This is a genomic window from Ectothiorhodospira mobilis (assembly GCF_900114895.1).
Taxonomy (GTDB): Bacteria; Pseudomonadota; Gammaproteobacteria; order Ectothiorhodospirales; family Ectothiorhodospiraceae; genus Ectothiorhodospira; species Ectothiorhodospira mobilis_A.
This window is the reverse complement of sequence record NZ_FOUO01000007.1, coordinates 18963-42383: the sequence shown is the minus strand read 5'-3', so window position 1 is coordinate 42383 and position 23421 is coordinate 18963. Positions and strand designations below refer to the sequence as shown.

Below are 23421 nucleotides of genomic sequence, written 5' to 3'. Positions count from 1 at the left end.
CAATTGGTTGCGGGAAAATGCTCAGAAAAAGGTCGGATTCCACGCCGCCGCGGACACGGCGGGTAGGGGGTGTCGGGATGGGGGGGAATCGCCGGGGAGGCGATCGGATGAGGGGTTGGAGCCGGCCGATAAGCCGGGTTCTGTCGTGGACAGCCATTCCTCTGGGACGCGCGTCACCGCGCGCCTCAAGCGGCCTACCCGGGTGCAGTGCGGGCCACACCTGTGCACCCCTATTTGGCCTTGCTCCGGGCGGGGTTTACCGTGCCGCGGCGTGTTACCACCCGCGCGGTGCGCTCTTACCGCACCCTTTCACCCTTACCTGTGCCCTTGCGGGCCATCGGCGGTCTGCTCTCTGTGGCACTTTCCGTCGGCTCGCGCCGCCCAGGCATTACCTGGCGCCCTGCCCTGTGGAGCCCGGACTTTCCTCCACGGCACGCGGCCGCAGCGGCTGTCTGGCCGACTCCATGGGACAGTGTACTGTAGATCCGCATAGAAGCAAAGATCGAGCCCAACGGCCCGGTGCCCCCCCATAGCGGATCAGCGGTCCTCACCGCCCGACCCACGGCCCGGCCATTCCAGCCCCCGGGCATAGAGCCGGTTGCGCGGCAGACCGGTGATCTCCGCCGTCAGGCGGGCGGCCCGTTTCAGGGGCATCTCCCGCAGACACAGGGCAAGGATCCGTTCCGCCTCGGGATCCAGTGTCTGCGCCGGGGCATCCGGGGCGCCGGCCACCAGCACCACGAACTCCCCCCGCCGGTGATCGGCCGCCTCGGCCAGCCAGGTGTTCAGCGATGCCAGGGTGCCGCCCTGGATCTGCTCGAAGGTCTTGGTGAGCTCCCGGGCCACCACCGCCGGGCGCGCGCCCCCCAGGACCTGCGCCATATCCTCCAGCCCCGCCGCGATGCGGTGGCTGGACTCGTAGAAGATCAGGGTGCAGGTCTCCTCCGCCAGGGCCTGAAGGCGCCTGCGCCGCGCCGGGGCACGGGCCGGAAGGAATCCTTCGAACAGGAACCGGTCCGACGGCAGCCCGCTGGCTGACAGGGCCGCCACGAAGGCGCAGGGCCCCGGCACCGGCGAGACCCGAACCCCGGCCTCCCGGGCCGCCCGCACCAGGCGATACCCGGGGTCACTCACCAGGGGGGTGCCGGCATCACTCACCAGGGCCAGGGCCTCCCCCTTCTGCAGCCGGCTCAGGATCCCCGGCACCTGACGTTCCTCGTTGTGCTCATGGAGGCTGACCAGGGGTGTGCGGATACCGGCATGGGTCAAAAGACCCGCGGTATGGCGCGTATCCTCGGCGGCGATGCCGTCCACGTCGCGCAGCACCTCCACCGCCCGCGGGGAGAGATCCCCCAGGTTCCCGATGGGTGTGGCCACCACATACAGCACACCGGCTTCAATTGACACGTCGCACCCCGCCCAAGATACTGAGCCCTTTATGGAAAGGGGCCGAGTCTAACCCGCCCGGGGGTGCCGTGAAAGCAACCCCCGACCGGCCCCACCGAGGACCCATGACGCACTGCACGATACCCCATCCCCACCGCCGAGCCCCCTCCCGCCCAAGGCCATGGCGCCCCCTGGTGGCGGGGGCAACCATCTTCCTGCTGCTGTTACTGAGCGGGTGCGCCGGCATGGCCCCCGCCCCACCGGCAGATGCCCCCCTCCTGGAGGAGGCCCGCGAACTGGCGTCGGCCGGTGAATACGAAGCCGCGGCGCGGCGTTACCTGCAAGCCGCAGGGGAAACCCGGGGAGCTCCCCGTGCGCAGCTGCAACTGGAGGCCCTGGACCTGCTCAGCCGCGAGGCCGCCGGCAAAGAGGCCTGGCAGCAGGCCCAGGCCCTCGCCGCGGAACTGGCCGGGCAGGAGCTGCGGGGCAGGGACCGTGGGCGCCTTGCCCTGATGCAGGCGCGGCTCGCCCTCCACCAGGGCGATCCGGAGACGGCCCTGGAGCGGCTCCCCCCGGAACCCGGGGAACTGGACGCTGCGCTTCTGCAGCAGGTCATGGAGATCCGGGGCCGAGCCCGCTGGGCCCTGGATCAGTGGACCGGAGCGGTGGCGGACCTGGCCGCCGCAGCGGCCGCCGGGGACGATGCGCAGCGCCGCAGTCGGGTGGAGGCCCTGTGGACACGCCTCAGCGAGGCCCCCGACCAGGTCCTGGAAGGGCTGGCCCGGGAGGACCTGCCCCCCGACGCGAAGGGCTGGGTGCGCCTTGCCCGCCTCGCCCGGGATCCCGCACCGCGCCCCAGGGACCTGGAGGAATGGCGCCGCAGCCACCCCGGACACCCCGCCCATCCCCGGATCACACAACGGCTCACCGAACGTTGGGAGCAGGCCCGGCGCTCCCCCGGCCGGGTGGCGGTGCTGCTCCCCCTGAGCGGCCCCCTGGCCACCGCCGGCCGGGCCATCCAGGAAGGCATCACCGCCGCCTATTTCGACCTGCCCCCGGATCGCCGTCCTCGACTGGAGTTCCATGACACCACCGGGGATGCCGCCCGGGCACAGGAACACTACCGGGCCGCCGTGCAGGGGGGCGCCCAATGGGTGATCGGCCCCCTCACCCGGGCCGCGGTGGAGGAACTGGCGGCAGAGGAGGAGCTGTCCGTACCCACCCTGGCACTGAACCAAATCCCCGGCGACGGCCCCTTCCCCGAGGACCTCTATCAGTTCGGCCTGAACCCGGAGGACGAGGCCCGGCAGGTGGCCGAGCGGGCCATCCTGGACGGCCTGCAACAGGCGGTGATCCTGGCACCGGACACGGCGCTCGGGGTGCGCCTGCAGCGGGCCTTTGAGGCCCGTTTCTCCGCCCTGGCCGGGGTGGTGCGCGAGGTGGGATACTATCCTGCCACCGCCACGGACTTCGAGGCCCTGATCAAGGACACGTTGCACATCCGCCCACCGCCGGAAGATCCCACTTCGGAGGATGACGAGACAGGGGAGGAGGAGGAAGCACCTCGCTATCGGGAGGATGTGGATCTGATCTTTCTCGCCGCCTCACCCCAGCAGGCGCGCCTGATCCGGCCCCAATTGCGCTATCATCACGCAGGGTCGCTACCGGTGATGGCCACCTCCCATATCTACACCGCCCAACCCGATCCCTCCATGGACGAAGACCTGGGAGGCATCCTGTTCGCCGACATCCCCTGGGTACTGGAGGAGGCCAACCCCCGCCCGGAACTGAGACGCCGCCTGGATGAAAGGGGATCCGAAGCGGCCCACCGGCTGCCGCGGCTGGTGGCCCTGGGCTTCGATGCCCTGCACCTCCTCCCCCGCCTGGGGGAACTTGCACGGGGTGACGGCGCGGGCTACGAGGGACTCACCGGCCGCCTGCACCTGGACGGCCGGGGCCGCGTCCTGCGGACCCTGAACTGGGCCCGGTTCATGGATGGGCGGCCGCAGTTGCTTCGGGGCGGCACCGTGGCACCCCTGCCCCTGGACGCCCCATGAACCGCCGTGCCCAGGGGGACCGCGCCGAGGCCCGCGCCCGGGCCCACCTGGAATCCCGGGGCCTGCGCTTTCGATCCGCCCAATATCGCTGCAAGGCGGGCGAGATCGACCTGGTCATGGAGGACCAGGGCACCCTGGTCTTCGTGGAGGTGCGCCAACGCCGCTCGGCCCGCTTCGGCGGCGCCCTGGCCAGCATCGACACACGCAAGCAGCGCCGCATCCTGGCCGCCGCCGCCCACTACCTGCAGGCCCATGGCCAAGGTGGCAGCGCCCGTCTGGATGTGGTCGTCATCGAGGCGGACGACCGCCTCCAGTGGATCCCCAACGCCTTCGAGGCCCACAGCTAAGGCCCGCCAACCCCATGAACCTGCAAGAGCTCATCCGCCAAACCTTCACCGAGACCGCCGAGACCCAGCGCCTGGCGGCCGAACGCCTCCCGGACACCGTCGCCGCCGCCGCCGGTTGCCTGCTGGAGGCCCTGCTTGGGGGACACAAGATCCTGATCTGCGGCAACGGGGGCTCGGCGGCCGACGCCCAGCACTTCGCCTCCGAGATGGTGAACCGCTTCGAACACGACCGCCCCGGGTTGCCGGCCATCGCCCTGACCACCGACACCTCCACCCTCACCTCCATCGCCAACGACGATGCCTTCGAGCAGATCTTCGCCCGTCAGGTGCGTGTCCTGGGGCAACACGGGGACGTGCTCGTGGCCATCTCCACCTCCGGCCGTTCCCTCAACATCCTGCGGGCCATCGAAGCCGCCCGGGAACGGGACCTGCGGGTGATCGCCCTCACCGGCCGGGACGGGGGACCGCTGGCGGGGCAACTCACCTCCCGGGACGTGGAGATCCGCGCCCCTTCCGAGCGCACGGCGCGCATCCAGGAGACCCACTTGGTGGCCATCCACGCCCTGTGCGATCTCATCGACCGCCAGCTCCTGGGGATCCGTGAATGACCCCTCCAGCCCCCCTCAGCGAGAGCGCCCTCCAGGCCCTGGCCAATGCCGCCGGCCCCGGGAACCTGCGCACGGCGCCGGGGGACTGCTGGGCCTACGGGGGGGACAACTCCCGTCTCCACGCCCCGCCCCAGGCGGTGATCTTCGCCACCGACACGGCTCAGGTACAGGCGGTGGTGGAGGCCTGCCGTGACCGTTGGATCCCCCTCATCGCCCGGGGCCGGGGCACCGGCACCACCGGCGCCACGGTGCCGGACCGGGGCGGCGTGGTGCTCAGCTTCGAGCGCATGGACCGCATCCTGGAACTGGACCCGGACAACCGGCTTATGGTGGTGCAACCGGGCGTCACCAACCAGGCCGTCCAGGATGCCGCCGCCGCCCACGGATTCTTCTGGCCCCCGGACCCCACCAGCGCCGCCTATTGCACCGTCGGGGGTAACCTGGCCTACAACGCCGCCGGGCCCCGGGCGGTGAAATACGGCACCCCGCGGGAGAACACCCTGGGCCTGACCGCGGTCACCGGCAGCGGTCGAGTCCTGCGCACGGGTGTGCGCACCACCAAGGGGGTGGTGGGTTATGACCTGACCCGGCTGCTCATCGGCTCCGAGGGGACCCTGGGCATCCTCACCGAGGCGGTCTTGCGCCTCACCCCCCTGGCGGAGGGCAAACGCACCCTCCAGGGGATCTATGACTCCATGGAGGCGGCCGCCCGGGCCGTCTCCCGCATCATGGCCCAGCCGGTGATCCCCTGCGCCCTGGAGTTCATGGACGGCCAGGCCATCGCCATGATCCGCCAATACTCCACCGCCCCGCTGCCCGAGGGGGCGGGGGGACTGCTCATGATCGAGGTGGACGCCCCCGAGGCGGGCCTGGCGGAGGCGACCGAGCGGGTGGCCGAGGCCGCCCGGGGCCAGGGCTGCCTGTCCCTCACCCAGGCCCGAACCCAAGAGGAGGTGCGGGCCCTGTGGGCCACGCGCAAGGCCCTCTCCCCCGCCCTGCGGCACGTCGCCCCCAAGAAGATCAACGAGGACGTGGCCGTACCCGTCTCCCGCATGCCGGACCTGATTCGGGACGTGGAGGCCCTGTCCCGGGAATACGCCATCCCCATCGTCTGCTTCGGCCATGCCGGCAACGGCAACATCCACGTGAATCTGCTGGTGGACCCGGATGACCCCCGCCAGATGGCGGCGGCCACCCCCTGCCTGGAGCGGCTGTTCGATCGGGTCCTGTCCCAACAGGGCACCCTCTCGGGGGAGCACGGCGTGGGCATCGCCAAGCGGGACTATGTGGACCGGGAACTGAGCCCGGAGGCGCTGGACCTGATGCGCGGCATCAAGGCCTGCTTCGATCCGGCGGACATCCTCAACCCGGGCAAGGGGATGCCCGTGCAGCCCTCCCCCTTGGCATCCCGCCCCGGCGGGGCCTGAAGCCCCGACCCTGGCGGGTGGGAACTACTTCACCACCCGCAGGCTCGGCCCCTTGCGGCCCCCGCCGTCACCGCCATCGGGACCATCGCCCCCTTCCGGCGGGGGCTCGTCCCCGCCATCCCCCTCCTCGGGCTCGGCGAACATCATGCCCTGGCCGTTCTCCCGGGTGTAGATGGCCAGCACCCGCTCCACGGGCACCTGCACACTCATGGGCCGCCCGCCGAAACGGGCGCTGAAGGTCACCTCCTCGTTGCCGATGTTCAGGCCATTGACCGCCATGGGGGCCACGTTCAGGACGATGCGCCCGGCCTCCACATACTCCCGGGGCACCACCACGTCCTGGGCCGCGTCCACCAGCAGATGCGGCGTCAGGCCGTTGTCCACGATCCACTCATAGATGGCGCGGATGAGATAGGGACGGCTGGAGGTCATGATCACACTCGCTCACGGGCGTGGGCTTGCACAGGCTCGGGTCTCGCCGGCATCCGGATCAGATCCCCTCCCTTTCGGCCTCGCTCAGGCTCTTTTGAAAGGCCTCCCGCGCAAAGATGCGCCGGGCGTAGGCCTGGACCGGCTGCGGCAGCCGCTCCATGGGGATGCCCCGCTGCGGCAGTTGCCACAGCACCGGGGCCACGGCGGCATCCAGGATGCTGAAATCGTCGCCGAGGAAGAAAGGCCTGGCGGCGAAGACCTCCGCGGAGGCGGTCAGGCTCTCCAGCAGGACGCGGCGTGCCGCCGTGGCGGACCGCCCGGAGGCGGCCTGCAGTTCATCGATCCCGTGATACCAGTCCCGTTCCACGCGATAGAGGGCGAGGCGGGTGCTGGCACGGGAGACGGGATCCACCGGCATCAGCGGCGGATGGGGAAACCGCTCATCCAGGTACTCCTGGATGACCTGGGTACCGTACAGGACCAGTTCCCGGTCCACAAGGGTGGGGACCGAACCGTAGGGGTTGAGATGGGATAGGTCCTCGGGGATGGCCTCGGGATCCACCTGGGCGATCTCGAAGGCGATGTCCTTCTCGGCCAGGACGATCCGCACCGCGTGACAGCGGGGGCAGGCCGGGGACGAAAACAGGGTCATGACAGATCTGCGATTGGCGACGGACGCCATGGGGGCTCTCCCTGGGCAAGCGGGCGCGCCATGCGCGCCCGCCAGACAATCGGGGGGCTTCCCTGCCCCGGGGCGTGACACGGCGTCAATGCACGTCGCGCCAGTACTCCTTCTTCAGCAGGTAGGCCAGGAAGGTGAAGATCACCAAAAAGCCCAGTGCCCACACGCCGATGCGCTCACGCTCCAACTGGATCGGCTCGCCCATGTAGACCAGGAAGGCCGTGATGTCGCGCACAACATCGTCGAACTCCTCGGGGGACATGCTGCCTTCTTTCTTCAACTCCAGCTCCACATGGCCCTCCTCACCGACATTCTCCTGCCAGCCCTGGAGTTCCCAAAGGACGTGGGGCATCCCCATGTCCGGGAAGACCCGGTTGTTGACACCGAAGGTGGTCCCCTCGTCCAGATAGAAGCCCTGCAACATGCTGTAGATCCAGTCCGCACCCCGTTGACGGGCGGTGAGGGTCAGATCCGGGGCCGGCTGGGCAAACCACTGCTCCGCATCCTCGGGACGCATGGCGATCTCGATCAGGCTGCCCACAGCAGAGGGGTCACCCTTCTCGGTACGGGTATGGATAAACTTCTCGGTAACCTGCTCCTCGGAGAGGCCCAGCCCCTTGGCGATGGTGGTATAGCGCTCGTACTGCAGGGAATGGCACCCGATGCAGTAATCGAAGAAGTACTCCGCACCCCGCTGCAGGGAGGCCTGGTCGGTCAGGTCGACATTGGCTTCCTCCAGATGGACCCCTCCACCGGACGATTGGGCCAGGCCCGGGGCCCCCAGGAACATCACAAGACTGAGTGTCAGAATCTTTTTCATCACGAAGTCACCCTCGCCGGAACCGGCTTTTCTTCGTTGAGCTGGGAGAACAGGGGCAGCAGCAGGCAGATCCCCAGATACAGGGTCGGCACCAGCCACCAGGTCATGATCGTCACCCGGTCCCCATCGGCCGCGATACGCGTGAAGTCGTAGTAGCTGTAGGCGGCGACGATCGCCAGGAACCACCCCCAACTGAACGCATCGGAACGCGGCTTGCTATGGAACCAGAGCACGAAGAAGAACAGGTAGTAGACCAGGGTCAGGCGCAGGGCGATTTCTTGGTTCAAGGTGGTGATGTGCTGCAACCCCAGGTAGGTGAGCACCAGGAAGACCACGCCAAAGGTCACCAGATTGAACTTGTGGATGGGGCTGCGGTAGCGCACCGACAGGATGGGGTTGCGATCGATCCAGGGCAGGAACAACAGCACCAGCGGGGCGGCGAACATCACCAGCACCCCCAGCAGCGGATCGGGAATGACGCGCAGCATGGAGTAGAAGGCGCCGAAGTACCACACCGGGTGGATCAGTTCAGGGGTGGTCAGGGGATCGGCAATCTCGAAGTTGTTCTTCTCCAGGAAGTAGCCGCCTGCCTCGGGGGCGAAGAAGACGATGCCGAAGAAGATGATGGCGAAGACCCCGAAACCCACCATGTCCTTCACGGTGTAGTAGGGATGGAACGGGATGCTGTCCAGGGGACGGCCGTTCTCGTCGGTAAAGTACTTGGTCTCCACACCGTCGGGATTGTTGGAACCCACCGCATGCAGGGCCACCACGTGCACGAAGGACAGACCCACCAGCACCAGCGGCAGGGCCACCACGTGCAGGGCGTAGAAGCGGGTCAGGGTGGCGTCGGAGACGAGGAAGTCACCGCGGATCCAGGTCACCAGGTCCGGTCCGATCACCGGGAAGGTGCTGAACAGGTTCACGATCACCTGCGCCCCCCAGTATGACATCTGTCCCCAGGGCAGCATGTACCCGGAAAAGGCTTCGGTCATCAGCACCAGGTAGATGAGCACACCGGTGATCCAGATGAGCTCCCGCGGGCGCTTGTAGGACCCGTAGAGCAGGCCGCGGTACATGTGCAGATACACCACGATGAAGAACGCGGAGGCCCCCACCGCATGCATGTAGCGGATGAGCCAGCCCCACTGCACATCGCGCATGATGTACTCCACGGAGGCGAAGGCCAGTTGGGCATCCGGCTTGTAGAACATGGTCAGGAAGATGCCGGAGACGATCTGGATCGCCAGCACCAGGAAGGACAGGGAACCGAAGTAGTACCAGAAATTCATGTTCTTCGGCGTGTAGTATTCCGCCAGGTGCTCATTCCAGACCTTGGTGAGCGGATACCTGGCGTCAATCCAGTCGAGGATAGCTCTCATGCCGCGACTCCTTCTTCGTCTTCGCCTATCACCAGCAGGTTATCCGACTTGTACATATGGCGCGGAATCACCAGGTTCGTCGGTGCCGGCATGTTACGCCAGACCCGCCCCGCCAGATCGAACTTGGAACCGTGGCAGGCACAGAAGTAGCCACCATACCAGTTCTCCCCCAAGTCCTCCGGGGCCACCTCGGGACGGTAGCTGGGGGTGCAGCCCAGGTGGGTGCAGATGCCGATGAGCACGGAGAGTTCAGGCCGGCGCGAACGGGTGGGGTTCGCACAATAATCGGGCTGCTGGCTCGCCACCTCGGAGTCCGGATCCACCAGCCGCTCGCGGTTCTTGGGCAGCAGCTCCAGCATCTCCTCAGTGCGGTACGTCACCCACACGGGCTTACCGCGCCATTCCACCTGGACGAGCTGCCCCGGCTCGATCCCGCTGACATCCACCTCCACCGGAGCACCTGCCGCCTGAGCCCGGGCGCTGGGGGACAATGAAGCCAGATAGGGATAGGCCACCGCGGCGACCCCTGCTCCGCCGACCACGCTCGTGGCCGCGACCAGGAATCGCCGTCGATTCTGGTTCACGTCTTCGTAAGACATTCAAAGATTCTCCCGTTGAGGTCCATGAAGTACCGCTGGTCGCTGGGCGCCCGATCGCACACCGGGCCTTTCAGGGTGAACGCACGCCCCCAAAACCCTTCGACGCACCGGGGCACTCAAAGCGCAGTAGGATTCCCGAATAAGCCCATTCCGTCAAGGATGACAAACAACTGCAGCAAGATGCATTGATCTATGCAGGATTATCGATATCGATGAACGCATGCTCGATGCCGAAGGTCTCTGCCACGGCCTCCCCCAGGGCCCGTGGACCATAACGCTCGGTGGCATGATGGCCGGCGGCGTAATAATGAATACCCGCCTCTCGCGCCACATGCACGGTCTGTTCGGAGATCTCCCCGCTGATGAAGGCATCCATCCCCGCCGCCGCGGCCTGTTCGATCATCCCCTGGGCCCCGCCGGTGCACCAGGCCACCCGCCGCACCGGGGTGTCCCCGCCGGGGATCCACAGGGGCTCCCGCCCCAACCGCGCGGCGATGCGCGTCTTCAGAGCCGCCCCGTCCTGGGGCGCATCCAGCCGCCCGAGGCAACCGATGCCGTCCGGGCGCAGCGGGGCCTCCGTAACAAACCCCAGCAGACGTCCCAATTGGGCGTTATTGCCCAGTTCCGCATGGGCATCCAGGGGCAGATGATAGGCGATCAGGCTGATGTCGTGGGCCAGCAGCATTCCCAGACGGCGGCGCTTCATCCCCGTGATGCAGGGGGACTCCCCTTTCCAGAAGTAGCCATGATGCACCAGCAGGGCATCCGCCCCCCGTTCCACGGCGGCCTCGATGAGGGCCTGGCTGGCGGTGACGCCGCTCACCAGGCGGCCCACCCGGGGGCGCCCCTGGACCTGCAGACCATTGGGGCAATAGTCCTGGAAGGCCCCCGCGTCCAGCAGGGCATCCAGATGGCGGACGAGGGCATCGAGTTCGACCATGGCAAGGACTCCGGCCGCAGCCTTCGCGGCATGGCTTGGAACGGCGGGGCATCCGCCCCCCTTGGGGTGCTTGTGGTATTTTAACGCCATGACTCGCATTCGTCCTTTCCTCACCCGGGGGGTGGCCGTCGGCCTGGGGGCCGCGGTCCTGATCCTGGTGCTCTTTCCCGGTGTCGTGCGCGACCCCGCCCCGGTGGTGGAGGTGGTGCAGAGCAGCCGACCGACCTCCCTACAGGCAGCTGGCGGAGCGATATCCTATGCCACTGCGGTGGAACGGGCCGCGCCGGCAGTGGTGAACATCTACACCCGCAAGACGGTGATCCAGCGCGCCCATCCCTTCCTGGATGACCCGGTGTTCCGGGAATTCTTCGGCGAGGGCTTTGGCGCCCCCCAGCGCCGCACCCAGACCAACCTGGGCTCCGGGGTGATCATGAGCCCCCAGGGTCACATCCTCACCAACAACCATGTGATCGAAGGGGCCGACGCCATCGAGGTGATGCGGGCCGACGGCCGCAGCCATCCGGCCCGGGTGGTGGGCACCGATCCGGAGACCGACCTGGCGGTGCTCAAGCTGGACACCGGCGACCGGCTGCCCAGCGTCGTCACCGGTGATGCCCGCGGGCTGCGGGTGGGGGACGTGGTGCTGGCCATCGGCAACCCCTTCGGGGTGGGACAGACGGTCACCCAGGGGATCGTCAGCGCCAAGGGCCGTTCCCGCCTGGGGCTGAACACCTACGAGAACTTCATCCAGACCGATGCCGCCATCAACCCGGGCAACTCCGGCGGCGCCCTGGTGAACGCCCACGGCGAATTGGTGGGGATCAACACCGCCATCTTCACCCGCTCCGGCGGCTCCCAGGGCATCGGCTTTGCCATCCCCGTGGACCTGGCCCGGGACGTCATGACCCAGATCATCGAACAGGGGGCGGTGGTGCGCGGCTGGCTGGGCATCGAGATCCAGGAGATCACACCGCAGCTGGCGGCCTCCTTCGGCCTGGAGGACACCCGCGGCATCCTGGTGGCGGGGGTGCTGGCCCGGGGCCCGGCGGCGCAGGCGGGGATCCGTCCCGGGGATGTCATCACCCACCTGGACGGCACCCGCATCAGCAGCGCCCAGAAGGCCCTGAATCTCATCGCCAGGCGCCGTCCCGGGGAGACCCTGGAGATCCGCGGGATCCGCGACGACCGTCCCCTGGAACTCAAGGCCCGGGTGGGTCAACGGCCACGTATGCAGGCCTCCTGACCCCCGGGGGCGGCCTCAACCGCCCCCGGCCAGGGCCCCGATGAGGGCATCCAGAAAGCGGGCGTTCTCCTCGGGGGTGCCCACGGTCACCCGCAGGCAGTCCGTCAGGCTTCCCCCCTGCCCCGAGAGGTCCTTGATGAGGACCCCGCGGGCGCGGATGCCCTCGAACACGGCCCGGGCCCGGCCCGGGGGCGTGCGAAAGAGGATGAAGTTGGCCTCGCTGGGGAAGGGCTCGATCCCCTCCAGGCCCTGCAGCGCACGGTACAGGGTCTCCCGATCCCGACGGATGGCCGCCGCCTGGGCCTCGAGCACGTCGTGGTGCTCCAGGGCGAAGCGGGCCGCCGCCTGGGTGAGGGTGTTGACGTTGTAGGGCAGGCGCAGCTTGTCCAGCTGCCCCAGCCAGGGGGCCGGTCCGCAGAGATAGCCCAGGCGCAGGCCGGCCAGCCCCAGCTTGGAGACGGTGCGCATCACCAGCAGACGGGGATGGGATCCCGCCGCCGGCAGGAAGCTGTCGGCGGCGAAGGGGCTGTAGGCCTCATCCACCACCACCAGCCCCGGCGCCGTCTCGATCAGGGCCTCCATGGCATCCCGGGGCCAGAGATTCCCGGAGGGATTGTTGGGATAGGCCAGAAACAGCACGGCGGGCCGGTGGGTCTCCAGGGCCCGCTGCAGGGCCGGAAGGTCCAGGGCGAAGTCCTCCCGCAGCGGCACCCCCACGTACTCCATGCCCAGCCAGCGGGCCACGGTGCGGTACATGACAAAGGCCGGCTCCGGCGCCATCACCACCCGCCCGGGACCGGCCAGGGCCATGAGCAGGATCTGGATGAGTTCGTCGGAACCGTTGCCCAGCATCACCTGCGCCCCCTCGGGGATCCCCATCACCCGCCGCAGGGCGGCCACCAGATCCTCGGCCCGGGGGTCCGGGTAACGGTTCACCGCCACCCCGGCCAGGCGCTCCGACCAGGGGCGGCGCAGGGACTCGGGCCATTCGTAGGGGTTTTCCATGGCGTCCAGCTTGACCAGCCCCCCGGAGGCAGGCACCGGATAGGCGGACTGGCCCAGGATCTCGGGCCGGATCAGGGTCTCGGGGGTCCAGGTCATCACTTCGCTTCTTCGTCTTGCGTCCGGTACTGCGCGGAACGGGCATGGGCCACCAGCCCCTCGCCCCGGGCCAGCACCGCGGCGGTGCGGCCCAGTGCGGCGGCCCCCGCCGGGGAACACTGGATGAGACTGGAACGCTTCTGGAAATCGTACACCCCCAGCGGCGAGGAGAAGCGCGCCGTGCGTGAGGTGGGCAGCACGTGATTGGGCCCGGCGCAGTAGTCCCCCACCGCCTCGGCCGTGTGCCGGCCCATGAAGATGGCCCCGGCATGGCGGATGCGGCTGGCCAGGGCGGCGGGATCGGCCACCGACAGCTCCAGGTGCTCGGGGGCCACGTGGTTGGCCACCGCCACCGCCTCGTCCAGGTCCCGCACCCGGATCAGGGCGCCACGGGCCGCCAGGGAGGTGCGGATGATCTCCGCCCGGGGCATCTCCGTGAGCAGCTCGTCCATGGCGGCCACCACCATCTCCAGGTAGGGACCATCCGGACAGACCAGCAGGGCCTGGGCATCCTCATCGTGCTCCGCCTGGGAGAAGAGATCGGCGGCGATCCAGGTGGGATCGGTCTGCCCGTCGCAGATCACCAGGATCTCCGAGGGCCCGGCCACCATATCGATGCCCACCTGGCCAAAGACCATGCGCTTGGCCGTGGCCACGTAGATATTGCCCGGGCCCACGATCTTGTCCACCGCCGGCACGGTCTCGGTGCCATAGGCCAGGGCCGCCACCGCCTGGGCCCCGCCCAGGGCAAAGACGCGGTCCACCCCCGCCACGGCGGCGGCGGCCAGCACCAGTTCGTTCAGGGTGCCATCCGGGGTGGGCACCACCATCACCACCTCGGGCACCCCGGCCACCTTGGCGGGCACGGCGTTCATGATCACCGAGGAGGGATAGGCCGCCTTGCCCCCGGGGACGTACAGCCCCACCCGGTCCAGGGGGGTGATCTGCTGCCCCAGCACCGTGCCGTCGGGCTCGGTGTACTGCCAGTCGGCCAGGCGCTGGTGTTCGGCGTAGCGCCGCACCCGCCCGGCGGCCGTCTCCAGGGCCTGGCGCTGCTCCGCGTCCAGCCCCTCCAGGGCCTGGCGCAGGCGCTCCGGGGGGATCTCCAGGTCGGCCACCCGGGGGCGCTGCAGGCGGTCGAAACGGGCGGTGTACTCCAGCAGGGCGGCATCCCCGCGCCGGCGCACGTCGGCCAGGATCTCGCTCACGGTGCGGGTCACGGCCTCGTCGGAGACCCCCTCCCAGGCCAGGAGGCGGTCGAGCCGCTCCCGGAAGTCGGCCTCGCTGCTGTCGAGTCGGTTGATGATCGGCATGAAGATTCTCCCGCGGATTCGGCGTTGGATCTAAGGACCGGGGCTCAGTCCCGGCCGGCGGCGGCGCGGCGCGACCGCACCCCGGCCGCCAGTTCCTGCAGCACGGGCAGGGTATCGTCCCAGCCCATGCAGGCGTCGGTGATGCTCTGGCCGTAGGTCAGGGGCCGCCCCGGGGTCACGTCCTGGCGTCCGGCCACCAGGTGGCTCTCCAGCATCATCCCCATGATACGCCGGTCCCCCGCCCCCACCTGGGCGGCCACGTCACGGGCCACCTGCGCCTGCCGCGCCGGGTCCTTGCGGCTGTTGGCGTGGCTGCAGTCCACCATGAGGCGGGCCGGCAGACCGGCGTCCTCCAGGGCCGAGGCGGCCTCCTGGATGCTGGCGGCGTCGTAGTTGGGCCGGCGCCCGCCGCGCAGGATGATATGCCCGTCGGGATTGCCCGCGGTGGAGAAGATGGCGGAGTGACCGGCCTTGGTCACCGACAGGAAATGGTGCGGCTTGCCGGCGGAGCGGATGGCGTCGATGGCGATCTGCAGGCTGCCGTCGGTGCTGTTCTTGAAGCCCACCGGGCAGGACAGGCCGGAGGCCAGTTCCCGGTGCACCTGGCTCTCGGTGGTGCGCGCGCCGATAGCCCCCCAGGCCACCAGGTCGGAGATGTACTGCGGGCTGATGGGATCCAGGTATTCCGTGGCCCCGGGCATGCCCGAGTCCGCCAGGTGCAGCAGCAGGCCCCGGGCCAGGTGCAGGCCCTTGTTGATCTCGAAGCTGCCGTCCAGGCCGGGGTCGTTGATCAAGCCCTTCCAGCCGACGATGGTACGGGGTTTCTCGAAATAGACCCGCATGATCACCAGCAGGTCCCCGGCCAACGCATCCCGGGCCGCGGCCAGATGCCGGGCATAATCCCGGGCCGCCTCCACGTCGTGGATGGAACAGGGACCGGCGATCACCACCAGGCGGTCGTCCTCCCCCCGAAGGATGGCCTGCAGGGCGCGGCGCGTCTCGAACACGGTGCGGGCGGCGGCCTCGGTGATGGGCAGGTCCTCCAGCAGCCGGCGCGGCGGCAGGGCCTCGCGGATGTTGACGATTCTCAGATCATCGGTGGGGTATGGCATGGATCGTTCCGGGTGTTCGTGTGTAGCGTCCCGGGACCGGGACGGGGGGCGCGGCGGTTCAGCGGCGCCGTTCCACCGCCGCCGACAGCTGGGCGACCAGGTCCTTGATACGGGCGGACTTCATCTTCATGGCCGCCTTGTTCACCACCAGCCGGGAACTGATGTCGGCGATGGGCTCCAGGGGTTCCAGGCCGTTAGCCCGCAGGGTGTTACCGGTGTCCACCAGGTCCACGATGCAGTCCGCCAGCCCCACCAGGGGGGCCAGCTCCATGGAGCCATAGAGCTTGATGATCTCCACCTGGCGGCCCCGGGCGGCGAAGTGGCGCCGGGTGGCCTGGACGAACTTGGTGGCCACCCGCAGCCGGCCGGGGCGCAGATGGGCCCCGGGCCGGCCCGCCACCATGAGCCGGCAGCGGGCGATGTTCAGATCCAGAGGCTCGTAGATGCCCTCGCCGCCGTGCTCCATGAGCACGTCCTTGCCCGATACCCCCAGGTCCGCCGCCCCGTACTGCACATAGGTGGGCACGTCCGCGGCCCGGATCACCACCAGCTTCACATCGTCCCGGTTGGTCTCCAGGATCAGCTTGCGACTGGTCTCCGGGTCGTCGGCGGGTTCGATGCCGGCCTCCGCCAGCAGCGGCAGGGTGTCCTGGTAGATGCGGCCCTTGGACAGGGCGATGGTCAGGGTCTTCTCTGGCATGGATTCATCCGGGTATGCGGCGAATGTCGGCGCCGAGCTGGGACAGCTTCTCCTCGATGCACTCGTAGCCGCGATCGATGTGATAGATGCGGTCCACGACGGTCTCGCCGCGGGCCGCCAGGCCCGCCAGGATCAGGCTGGCGGAGGCCCGCAGGTCCGTGGCCATCACCGGCGCCCCGTCCAGGTGGTCCACGCCGCGGATGATGGCGGTGTTGCCCTCGATACGGATGTCCGCCCCCATGCGCTGCATCTCCAGGGCGTGCATGAAGCGGTTCTCGAATACCGTCTCCGTCACCGCCCCGGTGCCCTCGGCAAGCGCGTTGAGGGCCACGAACTGGGCCTGCATGTCCGTGGGGAAGGCCGGATACGGGGCGGTGCGCAGGCTCACGGCCCGGGGACGGCGCCCGCGCATATCCAGCTCGATCCAGTCGGGCCCCACCTCCAGCCGGGCCCCGGCCTCCTCCAGCTTCGCCAGTACCGCGTCCAGGGTCTTGGGCTCGGTGTCCCGCAGCCGCACCCGGCCGCCGGTGAGGGCCGCAGCCACCAGGAAGGTGCCGGTCTCGATGCGGTCCGGCAACACATCATAGGCGCAGCCCCGCAGCATGGGCACCCCCTCCACCGTGAGGGTGTCGGTGCCCACCCCCCCGATGCGCGCCCCCATGGCGATGAGACAGTGGGCCAGATCGATGACCTCCGGTTCCCGGGCGGCGTTCTCGATGACGGTGGTGCCCTCGGCCAGGGTGGCGGCCATGAGCAGGTTCTCCGTGCCGGTGACGGTGACGGTGTCCAGCACCAGCCTGGCCCCCCGCAGACGCGGGGCGCGGGCGCGGATGTAGCCGTCCTCCACGCGGATCTCCGCCCCCATGGCCTCCAGACCCTTGAGGTGCAGGTTCACCGGCCGCGAGCCGATGGCGCAGCCCCCGGGCAGGGACACCTCCGCCTTGCCGTAGCGGGCCAGCAGCGGCCCCAGCACCAGGATGGAGGCGCGCATGGTGCGCACCAGGTCATAGGGGGCGACGCACTCGCGCAGGGTGTTGGGGTCCACCTCGATGCGCATGCGCTCGTCCAGGGTCAGCGACACCCCCATCCGCCCCAGCAACCCCATGGTGGTGGTCACGTCCTGCAGGTGGGGGACGTTGCCGATGACCATGGGGCCGTCCGCCAGCAGGGTGGCCGCCAGGATGGGCAGCACGGCGTTCTTGGCGCCGGAGATGCGTACGTCGCCCTCAAGCGGGCGACCCCCTCTGATGATGAGCTTGTCCATGGGGTGGGCATGATAGCGGAAAAGCCCGCGCGGGGCAGGCACCCCCCAACGGGGAAAACCACCGTCCCGCCGGTTCACCCCTCCTGCGGCCCCGCCTCAGGCAGCACCCCCTCCAGGTCGCTGAGACGGATCAGGGGGCGCATGTGCTCCGGCACACCGGCACAGACCAGGCCCTGCCCGCCCCGCAGGCGCAGCCAGGCCAGCAACAGGGCCACCCCGGCGGAGTCACTGCGGGTGACGCCGGACAGGTCCACGCGGCAGGGGACATCCCCCGAGCGCAGCCACGCCGGTGCCTCGGACCACAGGCGGGGTACCGTCTCCCGGGTCAGCGGGCCCATCAGACGCAGCCCCCCGGGGATCTCCTCCAGGTGCGCCTGCGTCATGAGGCCCCGCCGGTCTCCACGGCCTCCTCCACGAGGGCCTTATCCCCCTCCTCCAGACGGCGGATGAGGGCGTCCAGCCCTTCCTTTTCCACCTCGGCGCCGAAGGCCGTGCGGAAGTTGGTGACGAAGCTCAACCCATCCACCTCCAGGTCGAAGACCTTCCAGTGCCCGTCCACGGGCCGCAGACGATAGTTGACCGGGATATTGGACTCCCCCTGCCCCATGACGATCTCGGTGGCCACCAAGGCCATGCGCTCGTCCCTGAAGCTGCGATGGGGCAGGACACGGATGTCCTTGTCCATATGCTCGGCCATCTGCCGGGTGTAGGTGCGCACCAACATGTCGCGGAAGGCCTCGGTGAAGCGCTCCCGCTGCTCCGGGGTGGCGGTGCGCCAGTGGCGGGCGAGGATGAGCCGGGACATGCCCTCGAAGTCGATCAGCGGCAGGATGATCTCGTCCACCAGATCGAAGAGGAATTCCGGATTCTCGCGGGTGCGCTCGGGGTTCTCCCGCAGCTCACTCAGCACCCGGTCTGCCGTGGTCTCCACCAGGTCCACCGGATCCCGCTCCGGCATGGCGGCGGCCAGGGCCGGGATGCACATCCCCAGGAGCAGGGCCGCAAGAAGGGCTTTCAGTGATCGCATCTCGATCCTCCGTAACACATGGCAGGGATGGTGCCACGCGGCTTCACGGCCTCAGTCCTGGGTGAGGTTCACCATGAGGCGCCCGATGAGCTCCTCCAGCACCACCGCCGACTGGGTGAACAGCAGGGTGTCCCCATCCTCCAGCACCGCCTCCTCGGCCCCCGGCTCCAGGGCGACGTACTGCTCACCCAAAAGACCGGCGGTGTAGATGCTGGCCTGGGTGTCCTTGGGCAGGTAGTCGTGCTGTGCCGACAGGGTCAGGGTCACCCGCGCCTGGAAGCGCTCGGGGTCGTAGCGGATGTCGCTCACCCGCCCCACCCGCACCCCGGCCAGGGTGACGGGGGCCCGTTCCTTCAGACCGCCGATGTTGCTGAAGTAGGCATGCACCTGGTAGCCCTCCTCGCCGCCGTACTCGCTCAGGTTGCTCACCTTCAGGGCCAGGACGAACAGGGCCCCGATCCCCAGGGCCACGAACAAACCGACGGTGATCTCGATCCAGCGTGTCGTCATCTTGCCGTTCCGTTAAAGCGCACCGAACATCAGGCCGGTGAGGATGAAATCCAGGGCCAGCACGGCCAGGGCGGTGTGCACCACGGTGCGGGTGGTGGCGCGGCTCACCCCCTCGGCCGTGGGCTCGGTGTCGTAGCCCTCGAAGACGGCGATCCAGGTGGCCACCAGGCCGAATACCAGGCTCTTGATCACGCCGTTGAGGACATCGTCAAAGACATCCACGTTGGCCTGCATCTGCGCCCAGTAGGCCCCGGCGTCCACCCCCAGCACGCCCACCCCCACCAGGTACCCCCCTGCCACGCCCACGGCGCTGAAAAGGGCCGCCAACAGGGGCATGGAGAGGATCCCGGCAAAAAACCGCGGCGCCAGCACCCGGCGGTAGGGATCCACCGCCATCATCTCCATGCTGGAGAGCTGCTCGGTGGCCTTCATGAGCCCGATCTCGGCGGTCAGGGCCGAACCGGCCCGCCCGGCGAACAGCAGCGCCGTCACCACCGGCCCCAGCTCGCGCACCAGGGACAGGGCCACCACCGTCCCCAGGGCCTCGGCGCTGCCAAAGTCCACCAGGGTGATGTAACCCTGATAGCCCAGCACCATGCCCACGAACAGCCCCGAGACCAGGATGATCAAAAGCGAACGCACCCCCACGGAGTAGAGCTCCCGAATCCACAGCCGCGGACGCAGCATCAGGGGCCCCAGGGCCACCAGGGTGCGCAGCAGGAAGAGATGCCCCCGCCCCAGACGCCCCAGCACCCCCAGCCACCAGCGTCCCAGGGCCTGCAGCGCCGTCATCGCCTCCCCTCCGCATTCATGAGATCCCCCAGGTAGTCCGGTGCCGGATAGTGGAAGGGTACCGGGCCATCCGGCAGCCCCTGCAGGAACTGCCGCGACCAATCGGTGGCCGCCTCCTGCAGGCGCGCGGGCGGCCCCTGGTCCACCACCCGGCCGTCGGAGATGAGATACACCCAGTCGGCGATGGAACTGGTCTCGGCCACGTCATGGGAGACCACGATGCTGGTCATGCCCAGGGCATCGTGGAGACGGCGGATGAGGGTGACGATGACCCCCATGGTGATGGGGTCCAGACCGGTGAAGGGTTCATCGTACATCATCAGCTCCGGGTCCAGGGCGATGGCCCGGGCCAGGGCCACCCGCCGGGCCATGCCGCCGGAGAGTTCCGCCGGATGCAGGTCCCGCGCCCCGCGCAGCCCCACCGCCTCCAGCTTCATGAGCACCAGGGCCCGCACCACCGGCTCCGGCAGGCGGGTGTTCTCGCGGATGGGGAAGGCCACATTGTCGAAGACATCCAGGTCGGTGAGCAGGGCGCCGCTCTGGAAGAGCATGCCCATGCGCCGGCGCAGGCGGTACAGGGCCCGGCGCGAGAGACGGTGCACGTCCTGCCCGTCCACCAGCACCTGGCCGCGGTCGGGGCGCAGTTGCCCGCCGATAAGGCGCAGCAGGGTGGTCTTGCCCGACCCGCTGGGCCCCATGATGGCCGCCACCTGGCCGCGGGGGATGCGGATGTTCAGGCCATCGAAGATGGTGCGCCCGCCCCGGGCGAAACGCAGGTCGCGGATCTCGATCCAGGGGGTCTTGTCAGGCACGGGGGGAATGTACGGATCCTTGGATGGGCCGGGGGGTCTATGGGAATGCCCCTTGCGGGGTCGTTATGAAAATGTTCCGGTGAGGACGCCCGGGGTGTCAAGTCATCCCCGTACAGATCCGCGGGGATCCCGGCTTGCCCCGCCCCCGTTGAGGGGTTGGGGTGGCCGCGAGGGCTGATGGGAGGTCTCACCGTGCCAAGATCGCAGCCGCCGGGACCTGCCGAGGATCCACAGTACCGTTTATGATAGCCCCATGAAAGAACATCCCGAAAAAACACTCGAACTGGCCCGGGCGGTCCTGGAGACCGAGGCCCGGGGCATCCTGGACCTGTGCGAACGCCTGGACGAGGCCTTCGTCCGGGCCTGCGAGCACCTGCTGGGCTGTACCGGCCGCGTCGTGGTCACCGGCATGGGCAAGTCCGGTCATATCGGCGGCAAGATCGCCGCCACCCTGGCCAGCACCGGCACCCCCGCCTTCTTCGTCCACCCCGGCGAGGCCAGCCACGGGGACCTGGGCATGATCACCCCGGGGGACACGGTGCTGGCCCTGTCCAACTCCGGGGAGACCGACGAACTGCTCACCATCCTGCCCCTGATCCGCCGCCAGGGGGTGCCCCTGGTGGCCCTCACCGGCAACCCCCGCTCCACCCTGGCGCGGGAGGCCACGGTGCACCTGGACGTGAGCGTGGCCCGGGAGGCCTGCCCCCTGGGGTTGGCCCCCACCACCAGCACCACCGCCACCCTGGCCATGGGGGATGCCCTGGCGGTGGCCCTGCTGGAGGCCCGGGGGTTCACCGCCGAGGATTTCGCCCGCTCCCACCCCGGCGGACGCCTGGGCCGGCGCCTGCTGCTGCACGTGGCGGACATCATGCACACCGGCGAGCGCATCCCCATGGTGCGCGCCGACGCCGCGCTCACCGACGCCCTGCTGGAGATCACCCGCCAGGGACTGGGCATGACCGCGGTGGTGGACGAGCAGCGCCACCTCGTGGGGGTCTACACCGACGGCGACCTGCGCCGCACCCTGGACCGGGGGCTGGACATCCACGCCACCCGCATCGGCGAGGTGATGACCCGGCAGTGCCGCCACGCCCAGCCCGGGATGCTGGCCGCCGAGGCCCTCAAGCTCATGGAGGACCACAAGATCAACGCCCTGCCCGTGGTGGAGCACGGGCGCCTGGTGGGGGCCCTGAACATGCACGACCTGCTGCGGTCCGGGGTGGTCTGAGCCCCGCTGCCCCGCACGCGGGGCCCGTGCTATCCTCGCGCCATGACAGCGACACTCCTTGAACGCGCCCGGGCGGTGCGCCTCCTCCTTTTGGACGTGGACGGGGTCCTCACCGACGGCAGCCTCTTCCTCGGGGACGACGGCCAGCAGTACAAGGCCTTCCACAGCCGCGACGGCCATGGCATCCGTCTGCTGCAGGACAGCGGTGTGGCCGTGGGCATCCTCACCGGACGCCAATCCCGGGTGGTGGAGCACCGCTGCCGTGAACTGGGCATCCGCCATATCGTCCAGGGCCGGCGCGACAAGCTGGACGCCCTGCAGGGCCTGCTGGACACCGCCGGGGTGCGCCCGGAGGAAACGGCCTATATGGGGGACGACATCGTGGATCTGCCGGTGATGCGCCGCGTGATCCTGGGCCTGGCGGTGGCCGACGCCCACCCCCTGGTGCGGGAACAGGCCCACCACGTCACCACCCTGGGGGGCGGCCGCGGCGCCGTACGCGAGGCCTGCGAACTGATCATGGACGCCCAGGACACCCTGCAGGCGACCCTGGCCCCCTACCTGGGATGAACCGCGGCCGGCGCCTGGGCATCCTGACTCTCGTGCTGGCGGCCAGCCTCGGCTACTGGCTGGCCAGCGGCCCGGAGCAACGCCGCCTGGCGACCCCGGGGACCGTCTCCCCCGACGCCCCGGAATTCTTCGCCGAGGACTTCACCGTCTGGTCCATGGACGAGACCGGGACACTGCGCTACCGCCTCTCGGGGCGGCGCATGGAACAGCGCCAGCGGGACGGCGCCCGGCTGCTCACCGCGCCGGTGCTGCTGCTGCAGGAACAGGGCACACCCCACTGGGTGCTGCAGTCGGAGACCGGCTGGATCGCCCCCGATGGGGATCGGGTAAGATTGCAGGGGCAGGTGGACCTGAACCGCATCGCCGCCCCCGGGCGGCCGCCCCTGGACATCCGCACCAGCGACGTGCTGGTGCGGGTGCCGCAACAGGAGGCCACCTCCCGGACCCCGGCCCGGCTGGAGGCCCCCCGCTACCACGCCGAAGGCATCGGCATGACACTGAACCTGGCACGTGAAACCCTTGATTTGCACCGACAGGTACGGGGGGAATATGCACCCGGTCCATGATCTTGGCCTGCGCCCCTGGGCCCTGCTGCTGCTCCCCCTGTTGCTATGGGCATCCGGGGCCACGGCCCAGCAGGACACGGAACTGCCCGTGCACGTGGAGGCGGACCGCGCCCACCTGGACGACCGCCGCGGCATCAGTATCTATCGCGGCAATGTCACCATCACCCAGGGGGACACGGTCATCCGCGGCGACGTGGTCACGGTGCATTCCCCCGAACGGGAGCTGGAGCGCATGGAGGCGGAAGGCGAGCCGGCCAGGCTGGACACCCTGGACAAGGACGGCCGCCCGGTCCATGCCGAGGCGCAGCGCATGACCTTCCTGCCACCGTCCCAGGAGGTGATCCTCAGCGGCAATGCCCGCATCCTGCAGTCGGAGGACGAATTCCGCGGCGACCGTATCGTCTACGACCTGGAGAAGGCCGTCCTCGAGGCCAGCACCGGCGAGACCGGCCGCGTGGAGGCCATCTTCACCCCGGGCGAGCGGCCCGCGGAGACGGAGTGAA

26 protein-coding genes and 1 other RNA gene are annotated in these 23421 nt (G+C 69.2%); 9 read left to right on the top strand and 18 right to left on the bottom strand.

Annotated elements, in window-relative coordinates:
- Positions 1-113: 113 nt before the first annotated feature.
- Both rnpB and rsmI read right to left on the bottom strand, forming a co-directional pair.
- Positions 114-464, bottom strand: an RNA gene (gene rnpB, locus BM214_RS07040) — RNase P RNA component class A.
- 73 nt (positions 465-537) lie between these two features.
- A complete protein-coding gene (gene rsmI, locus BM214_RS07035; RefSeq protein WP_244887886.1) occupies positions 538-1407 on the bottom strand; it encodes a 16S rRNA (cytidine(1402)-2'-O)-methyltransferase in 870 nt (289 codons plus the stop codon).
- A gap of 224 nt (positions 1408-1631) precedes the next feature.
- On the opposite strand from rsmI, the gene BM214_RS07030 reads away from it, so the two are divergent.
- From BM214_RS07030 to BM214_RS07015, 4 genes are read left to right on the top strand one after another with little or no spacing between them, the layout of a single operon-like run.
- On the top strand, positions 1632-3443 hold the full coding sequence (locus tag BM214_RS07030; protein WP_177217610.1) for a penicillin-binding protein activator: 1812 nt from the start codon (positions 1632-1634) through the stop codon (positions 3441-3443).
- Complete coding sequence (locus tag BM214_RS07025) at positions 3440-3790, top strand: YraN family protein (RefSeq protein WP_090484928.1); 351 nt, start codon at positions 3440-3442, stop codon at positions 3788-3790. The genes BM214_RS07030 and BM214_RS07025 overlap by 4 nt, the downstream gene beginning before the upstream one ends.
- Positions 3791-3804: 14 nt before the next feature.
- Entirely contained in the window at positions 3805-4398 is a 594-nt protein-coding gene (locus tag BM214_RS07020; protein ID WP_090484926.1) for a phosphoheptose isomerase, read from the top strand.
- Positions 4395-5825, top strand: coding sequence for an FAD-binding oxidoreductase (locus tag BM214_RS07015; protein ID WP_090484924.1), 1431 nt, complete (start codon positions 4395-4397; stop codon positions 5823-5825). Before BM214_RS07020 ends, BM214_RS07015 begins: the two co-directional genes overlap by 4 nt.
- Before the next feature lie 24 nt (positions 5826-5849).
- On the opposite strand, the gene BM214_RS07010 is transcribed toward BM214_RS07015, so the two are convergent.
- The 6 genes from BM214_RS07010 to BM214_RS06985 form a co-directional block, all read right to left on the bottom strand.
- Positions 5850-6257 (bottom strand): ClpXP protease specificity-enhancing factor, encoded by a 408-nt coding sequence (locus tag BM214_RS07010; protein ID WP_090485171.1) that lies wholly within the window; start codon positions 6255-6257, stop codon positions 5850-5852.
- A gap of 58 nt (positions 6258-6315) precedes the next feature.
- Complete coding sequence (locus tag BM214_RS07005) at positions 6316-6939, bottom strand: glutathione S-transferase N-terminal domain-containing protein (RefSeq protein ID WP_090484922.1); 624 nt, start codon at positions 6937-6939, stop codon at positions 6316-6318.
- 85 nt (positions 6940-7024) lie between these two features.
- Complete coding sequence (locus BM214_RS07000) at positions 7025-7759, bottom strand: cytochrome c1 (RefSeq protein WP_090484921.1); 735 nt, start codon at positions 7757-7759, stop codon at positions 7025-7027.
- The gene (locus BM214_RS06995) at positions 7759-9141 is read right to left on the bottom strand and encodes a cytochrome b (RefSeq protein ID WP_090484920.1); all 1383 of its coding nucleotides are present in this window, start codon (positions 9139-9141) and stop codon (positions 7759-7761) included. The genes BM214_RS07000 and BM214_RS06995 overlap by 1 nt, the downstream gene beginning before the upstream one ends.
- Positions 9138-9740, bottom strand: coding sequence for a ubiquinol-cytochrome c reductase iron-sulfur subunit (petA, locus tag BM214_RS06990; RefSeq protein WP_090484919.1), 603 nt, complete (start codon positions 9738-9740; stop codon positions 9138-9140). The genes BM214_RS06995 and petA overlap by 4 nt, the downstream gene beginning before the upstream one ends.
- Before the next feature lie 190 nt (positions 9741-9930).
- Positions 9931-10680 (bottom strand): Nif3-like dinuclear metal center hexameric protein, encoded by a 750-nt coding sequence (locus tag BM214_RS06985; RefSeq protein ID WP_090484918.1) that lies wholly within the window; start codon positions 10678-10680, stop codon positions 9931-9933.
- Positions 10681-10768: 88 nt separating this feature from the next.
- On the opposite strand from BM214_RS06985, the gene BM214_RS06980 reads away from it, so the two are divergent.
- The gene (locus tag BM214_RS06980) at positions 10769-11923 is read left to right on the top strand and encodes a Do family serine endopeptidase (RefSeq protein ID WP_090484917.1); all 1155 of its coding nucleotides are present in this window, start codon (positions 10769-10771) and stop codon (positions 11921-11923) included.
- 15 nt (positions 11924-11938) lie between these two features.
- Here the strand turns inward: BM214_RS06980 and hisC are convergent, their stop codons facing one another.
- From hisC to BM214_RS06930, 10 genes are all read right to left on the bottom strand, one after another.
- Positions 11939-13024 carry a histidinol-phosphate transaminase gene (gene hisC, locus BM214_RS06975; protein ID WP_090484916.1) on the bottom strand — a complete coding sequence of 362 codons (1086 nt, stop codon included), beginning with the start codon at positions 13022-13024 and terminating at the stop codon, positions 11939-11941.
- Positions 13024-14337 carry a histidinol dehydrogenase gene (gene hisD, locus BM214_RS06970; protein ID WP_090484915.1) on the bottom strand — a complete coding sequence of 438 codons (1314 nt, stop codon included), beginning with the start codon at positions 14335-14337 and terminating at the stop codon, positions 13024-13026. Before hisD ends, hisC begins: the two co-directional genes overlap by 1 nt.
- A 44-nt stretch (positions 14338-14381) precedes the next feature.
- Positions 14382-15449, bottom strand: coding sequence for a 3-deoxy-7-phosphoheptulonate synthase (locus tag BM214_RS06965; protein WP_090484914.1), 1068 nt, complete (start codon positions 15447-15449; stop codon positions 14382-14384).
- A 58-nt stretch (positions 15450-15507) separates the two neighbouring features.
- Entirely contained in the window at positions 15508-16149 is a 642-nt protein-coding gene (gene hisG / locus BM214_RS06960) for an ATP phosphoribosyltransferase (RefSeq protein ID WP_090484913.1), read from the bottom strand.
- Positions 16150-16153: 4 nt separating this feature from the next.
- Positions 16154-17413 (bottom strand): UDP-N-acetylglucosamine 1-carboxyvinyltransferase, encoded by a 1260-nt coding sequence (murA, locus tag BM214_RS06955; protein ID WP_090485169.1) that lies wholly within the window; start codon positions 17411-17413, stop codon positions 16154-16156.
- 74 nt (positions 17414-17487) lie between these two features.
- Positions 17488-17796, bottom strand: coding sequence for an STAS domain-containing protein (locus BM214_RS06950; RefSeq protein ID WP_090484912.1), 309 nt, complete (start codon positions 17794-17796; stop codon positions 17488-17490).
- Positions 17793-18440 carry an MlaC/ttg2D family ABC transporter substrate-binding protein gene (locus tag BM214_RS06945; RefSeq protein WP_090484911.1) on the bottom strand — a complete coding sequence of 216 codons (648 nt, stop codon included), beginning with the start codon at positions 18438-18440 and terminating at the stop codon, positions 17793-17795. Before BM214_RS06945 ends, BM214_RS06950 begins: the two co-directional genes overlap by 4 nt.
- A gap of 51 nt (positions 18441-18491) precedes the next feature.
- The gene (gene mlaD, locus BM214_RS06940; RefSeq protein ID WP_090484909.1) at positions 18492-18950 is read right to left on the bottom strand and encodes an outer membrane lipid asymmetry maintenance protein MlaD; all 459 of its coding nucleotides are present in this window, start codon (positions 18948-18950) and stop codon (positions 18492-18494) included.
- 12 nt (positions 18951-18962) lie between these two features.
- Complete coding sequence (gene mlaE, locus BM214_RS06935; RefSeq protein ID WP_090484907.1) at positions 18963-19742, bottom strand: lipid asymmetry maintenance ABC transporter permease subunit MlaE; 780 nt, start codon at positions 19740-19742, stop codon at positions 18963-18965.
- Positions 19739-20563 carry an ABC transporter ATP-binding protein gene (locus BM214_RS06930; protein ID WP_244887892.1) on the bottom strand — a complete coding sequence of 275 codons (825 nt, stop codon included), beginning with the start codon at positions 20561-20563 and terminating at the stop codon, positions 19739-19741. Before BM214_RS06930 ends, mlaE begins: the two co-directional genes overlap by 4 nt.
- A 244-nt stretch (positions 20564-20807) precedes the next feature.
- Here BM214_RS06930 and BM214_RS06925 point away from each other — a divergent pair, with 244 nt between their 5' ends.
- From BM214_RS06925 to lptA, 4 genes are read left to right on the top strand one after another with little or no spacing between them, the layout of a single operon-like run.
- Positions 20808-21782 carry a KpsF/GutQ family sugar-phosphate isomerase gene (locus BM214_RS06925; protein ID WP_090484905.1) on the top strand — a complete coding sequence of 325 codons (975 nt, stop codon included), beginning with the start codon at positions 20808-20810 and terminating at the stop codon, positions 21780-21782.
- Positions 21783-21824: 42 nt separating this feature from the next.
- Positions 21825-22352, top strand: coding sequence for a 3-deoxy-manno-octulosonate-8-phosphatase KdsC (gene kdsC / locus BM214_RS06920; protein WP_090484903.1), 528 nt, complete (start codon positions 21825-21827; stop codon positions 22350-22352).
- A complete protein-coding gene (gene lptC, locus BM214_RS06915; RefSeq protein WP_090484901.1) occupies positions 22349-22918 on the top strand; it encodes an LPS export ABC transporter periplasmic protein LptC in 570 nt (189 codons plus the stop codon). Before kdsC ends, lptC begins: the two co-directional genes overlap by 4 nt.
- Complete coding sequence (gene lptA / locus BM214_RS06910) at positions 22902-23420, top strand: lipopolysaccharide transport periplasmic protein LptA (RefSeq protein WP_090484899.1); 519 nt, start codon at positions 22902-22904, stop codon at positions 23418-23420. The genes lptC and lptA overlap by 17 nt, the downstream gene beginning before the upstream one ends.
- Position 23421: the final 1 nt, after the last annotated feature.

Bases quoted from the DNA above. Each gene is read 5' to 3' on its own strand.
- BM214_RS07030 (WP_177217610.1), top strand. From the start codon at position 1,632: ATGGCCCCCGCCCCACCGGCAGATGCCCCCCTCCTGGAGGAGGCCCGC.
- BM214_RS07025 (WP_090484928.1), top strand. From the start codon at position 3,440: ATGAACCGCCGTGCCCAGGGGGACCGCGCCGAGGCCCGCGCCCGGGCC.
- BM214_RS07020 (WP_090484926.1), top strand. From the start codon at position 3,805: ATGAACCTGCAAGAGCTCATCCGCCAAACCTTCACCGAGACCGCCGAG.
- BM214_RS07015 (WP_090484924.1), top strand. From the start codon at position 4,395: ATGACCCCTCCAGCCCCCCTCAGCGAGAGCGCCCTCCAGGCCCTGGCC.
- BM214_RS07010 (WP_090485171.1), bottom strand. From the start codon at position 6,257: ATGACCTCCAGCCGTCCCTATCTCATCCGCGCCATCTATGAGTGGATC.
- BM214_RS07005 (WP_090484922.1), bottom strand. From the start codon at position 6,939: ATGGCGTCCGTCGCCAATCGCAGATCTGTCATGACCCTGTTTTCGTCC.
- BM214_RS07000 (WP_090484921.1), bottom strand. From the start codon at position 7,759: ATGAAAAAGATTCTGACACTCAGTCTTGTGATGTTCCTGGGGGCCCCG.
- BM214_RS06995 (WP_090484920.1), bottom strand. From the start codon at position 9,141: ATGAGAGCTATCCTCGACTGGATTGACGCCAGGTATCCGCTCACCAAG.
- petA (WP_090484919.1), bottom strand. From the start codon at position 9,740: ATGTCTTACGAAGACGTGAACCAGAATCGACGGCGATTCCTGGTCGCG.
- BM214_RS06985 (WP_090484918.1), bottom strand. From the start codon at position 10,680: ATGGTCGAACTCGATGCCCTCGTCCGCCATCTGGATGCCCTGCTGGAC.
- BM214_RS06980 (WP_090484917.1), top strand. From the start codon at position 10,769: ATGACTCGCATTCGTCCTTTCCTCACCCGGGGGGTGGCCGTCGGCCTG.
- hisC (WP_090484916.1), bottom strand. From the start codon at position 13,024: ATGACCTGGACCCCCGAGACCCTGATCCGGCCCGAGATCCTGGGCCAG.
- hisD (WP_090484915.1), bottom strand. From the start codon at position 14,337: ATGCCGATCATCAACCGACTCGACAGCAGCGAGGCCGACTTCCGGGAG.
- BM214_RS06965 (WP_090484914.1), bottom strand. From the start codon at position 15,449: ATGCCATACCCCACCGATGATCTGAGAATCGTCAACATCCGCGAGGCC.
- hisG (WP_090484913.1), bottom strand. From the start codon at position 16,149: ATGCCAGAGAAGACCCTGACCATCGCCCTGTCCAAGGGCCGCATCTAC.
- murA (WP_090485169.1), bottom strand. From the start codon at position 17,413: ATGGACAAGCTCATCATCAGAGGGGGTCGCCCGCTTGAGGGCGACGTA.
- BM214_RS06950 (WP_090484912.1), bottom strand. From the start codon at position 17,796: ATGACGCAGGCGCACCTGGAGGAGATCCCCGGGGGGCTGCGTCTGATG.
- BM214_RS06945 (WP_090484911.1), bottom strand. From the start codon at position 18,440: ATGCGATCACTGAAAGCCCTTCTTGCGGCCCTGCTCCTGGGGATGTGC.
- mlaD (WP_090484909.1), bottom strand. From the start codon at position 18,950: ATGACGACACGCTGGATCGAGATCACCGTCGGTTTGTTCGTGGCCCTG.
- mlaE (WP_090484907.1), bottom strand. From the start codon at position 19,742: ATGACGGCGCTGCAGGCCCTGGGACGCTGGTGGCTGGGGGTGCTGGGG.
- BM214_RS06925 (WP_090484905.1), top strand. From the start codon at position 20,808: ATGAAAGAACATCCCGAAAAAACACTCGAACTGGCCCGGGCGGTCCTG.
- kdsC (WP_090484903.1), top strand. From the start codon at position 21,825: ATGACAGCGACACTCCTTGAACGCGCCCGGGCGGTGCGCCTCCTCCTT.
- lptC (WP_090484901.1), top strand. From the start codon at position 22,349: ATGAACCGCGGCCGGCGCCTGGGCATCCTGACTCTCGTGCTGGCGGCC.
- lptA (WP_090484899.1), top strand. From the start codon at position 22,902: ATGCACCCGGTCCATGATCTTGGCCTGCGCCCCTGGGCCCTGCTGCTG.